The organism is Methylobacterium sp. CCH5-D2, from assembly GCF_001556475.1.
Lineage (GTDB): Bacteria > Pseudomonadota > Alphaproteobacteria > Rhizobiales > Beijerinckiaceae > Methylobacterium > Methylobacterium hispanicum.
Map to the genome: position 1 here is coordinate 1 of NZ_LSIX01000038.1, position 2876 is coordinate 2876.

3 protein-coding genes are annotated in these 2876 nt (G+C 73.6%); all 3 read left to right on the forward strand.

The genetic code is table 11. The features are described from left to right. Nucleotides 1–5 precede the first annotated feature (5 nt). Entirely contained in the window at nt 6–1148 is a 1143-nt protein-coding gene (locus tag AX737_RS00780; protein WP_066918222.1) for an acyl-CoA dehydrogenase family protein, read from the forward strand. After that, complete coding sequence (locus AX737_RS00785; RefSeq protein ID WP_066918220.1) at nt 1148–2185, forward strand: enoyl-CoA hydratase/isomerase family protein; 1038 nt, start codon at nt 1148–1150, stop codon at nt 2183–2185. The genes AX737_RS00780 and AX737_RS00785 overlap by 1 nt, the downstream gene beginning before the upstream one ends. Before the next feature lie 278 nt (nt 2186–2463). After that, on the forward strand, nt 2464–2876 hold a 413-nt coding region (locus tag AX737_RS00790; protein WP_197430403.1), incomplete at its 3' end, for an NAD(P)-binding domain-containing protein.

Here is a 2876-nt window from a genome sequence, read left to right on the forward strand (position 1 = left end):
ACCCGATGACGTTCGGCCTCACCGAAGACCAAGTCGCGATCCGCGAGATGGCCGCCGGCTTCGCGGCCGAGCACATCGCCCCGCACGCCCTCGACTGGGACGAGCGCAAGCATTTTCCCGTCGAGACCCTGCGGGCGGCCGCCACGCTCGGCATGGCGGCGATCACCGTGCGGGAGGATGTCGGGGGCTCGGGCCTCGCCCGCGCCGACGCCGCAATCATCTTCGAGGCGCTCGGCGCGGCCTGCCCGACGGTCGCGGCCTTCCTGTCGATCCACAACCTCACGGCGGTGATCATCGACCGCTTCGGCAGCGCCGCGCAGCGGACCGCCTGGCTCCCCGGCCTCGCCACGATGGAGCGGATCGCGAGCTACTGCCTGACCGAGGCCGGCTCGGGATCGGACGCGGCGGCCTTGCGCACCCGCGCCGAGCGGGACGGCGACCACTACGTCCTCACCGGCGAGAAGCAGTTCATCTCCGGCGCCGGGGCGAGCGACCTCTATCTCGTCATGGCCCGCACCGGGGGCCCAGGCCCGAACGGCATCTCGGCGATCCTGGTCGAGCGGGACGCGCCCGGCCTCTCCTTCGGGGCGAACGAGCGCAAGATGGGCTGGAACGCCCAGCCGACCCGGGCGGTGCGCCTCGACGGCGTGCGGGTGCCGGTGGAGAACCGCGTCGGCGCCGAGGGCCAGGGCTTCAAGATCGCGCTCGCGGGCCTCGACGGCGGCCGGCTCAACATCGCCGCCTGCGCACTCGGCGGGGCGCAGGGCGCCCTCGACCGCACGCTCGCCTACATGGCGGACCGGCGCGCCTTCGGCACCCGGCTCGCCGACATGCAGGCCCTACAGTTCCGCGTCGCCGACATGGCGACCGATCTGGAGGTCTCCCGCGCCTTCCTGCGCCACGCGGCCGCCGCGCTCGACGCGGGCGCGCCGGAGGCGACCTCGCTCTGCGCCATGGCCAAGCGCCACGTCACCGACGCCGCCTTCCGGGTCGCCAACGAGGCGCTCCAACTGCACGGGGGCTACGGCTACCTCGCCGAGTACGGCATCGAGAAGATCGTCCGGGACCTGCGGGTGCACCAGATCCTGGAGGGCACGAACGAGATCATGCGGATGATCGTCGCGCGCCAGCTCACCGGGAGCCGCTGATGGGCGACGTCCTCGTCGAGACCGCCGGCCGCCTCGGACGCATCCGCCTGAACCGCCCGCGGGCGCTGAACGCCCTCACACACGCGATGGTGGGCGAGATCGACGCCGCGCTCGACCGCTTCCTTGCCGACCCCGCGGTCGCGGCGGTGCTGCTCACCGGCGAGGGCGAGCGCGGCCTCTGCGCCGGGGGCGACATCCGCTCGCTCTACGACGGGGATCTGGCCTTCGCGGAAGGCTTCTGGCGGGACGAGTACCGGCTCGATTCGCGGATAGCGGCCTACGAGAAGCCGTTCGTCGCCGTGATGGACGGCCTGACCATGGGCGGCGGCGTCGGCCTGGCGGGCCACGCGCGCCATCGCGTCGTCACCGAGCGCTCCCGCGTGGCGATGCCGGAGACCGGCATCGGCTACCTGCCGGATGTGGGCGCCACCTGGCTGCTGCCGCGCGCGCCGGGCGAGACCGGAACCTATCTGGGCCTCACCGGCGCGCCGATGGACGCGGCCGACGCGATCTTCGCGGGCTTCGCCGACGCGATGGTGCCGGTGGACGCCCTGCCCCGCCTCGTCGCGGCACTCCAGGAATTGCCGGAGGAGGCCGAGGCCGAGGACGTCGCGGTGATGATCCGGGCGCTGGCGCGAGACCCCGGACCGGGCTCGCTCGCGGAGAACCGCGCGGTGATCGACCGGTGCTTCGCCTTCGACATGGTGGACGAGATCGTCTCGGCCCTTGACGCGGACGGCTCGGACTTCGCGGCGCGAACGCTCGCCACGCTGCGCGAAAAGTCGCCCGCGAGCCTCGTCCTCACGCTCTGCCTGCTGCGCCGCGGCCGCACCGCGCCGTCCCTGGAGGATTGCCTGGAGCGCGAGTTCCACGCCTCGCTGGCCGTGCTGGCGGAGGGCGACTTTCGCGAGGGCGTGCGCGCCGCGGTGATCGACAAGGACCGGAACCCGCGCTGGAACCCGGCGACGCTCGCGGCGGTCGATCCGGCCCGGATCGCCGGCTGGCTCAGGCCCCGTGCGGCGCCGGTGTTTTCGTAGGCACGCCGCGCTCCCTCCCCCCTCTGCGGGGGAGGGTGGCCCCTGCGTCAGCAGGAATCGGTCGGGAGGTCGTCTCGCAGAGAGGGGAACCCGGCTTCAGGCAACGGCGTGGCCTTCCTGCAGGGCACCGCCTCCGCCTGAGGCGTTCACTCCCCTCTGCGGGACTTCATCCCGACCGGCTCCCTTACGGAGGCCACCCTCCCCCGCAGAGGGCGAGGGAGGGCGGCGCGGGTTTGAAAAGCGGAGATCACTCCGCCTAGGAAATGTGGGAGGAGCGCGTGGCGCAGACCATCGGGTTCATCGGGCTCGGCAACATGGGCGGGCCCATGGCGGCCAACCTCGTCAAGGCCGGCCACACGGTCCGGGGCTTCGACCTCGTCCCGGCCTCGCTCGAGGCCGCCCGCGCGGCCGGCATCGCGGTGGCGGGCTCCGCGCTCGAGGCCGCGCAGGGCGCCGACGCGGTGGTGACCATGCTGCCGGCGGGACGGCACGTGGTCGAGGTCTGGACGCAGCTGAGCGAGGCCCTCCCGGCCGGCACGCTGCTGATCGATTCGTCCACCGTCGATGTCGAGAGCGCGCGCCGCGCCCACGCGCTCGCCGAGGCGCGCGGCTGCCCCTCGGTCGATGCGCCGGTCTCCGGCGGCACGGGCGGCGCCAAGGCCGGGACGCTCACCTTCATGGCGGGCGGCGC

Excerpts from the sequence above, each read along its gene's own strand:
- AX737_RS00780 (WP_066918222.1), top strand. The coding sequence starts at position 6 with ATGACGTTCGGCCTCACCGAAGACCAAGTCGCGATCCGCGAGATGGCC.
- AX737_RS00785 (WP_066918220.1), top strand. The coding sequence starts at position 1,148 with ATGGGCGACGTCCTCGTCGAGACCGCCGGCCGCCTCGGACGCATCCGC.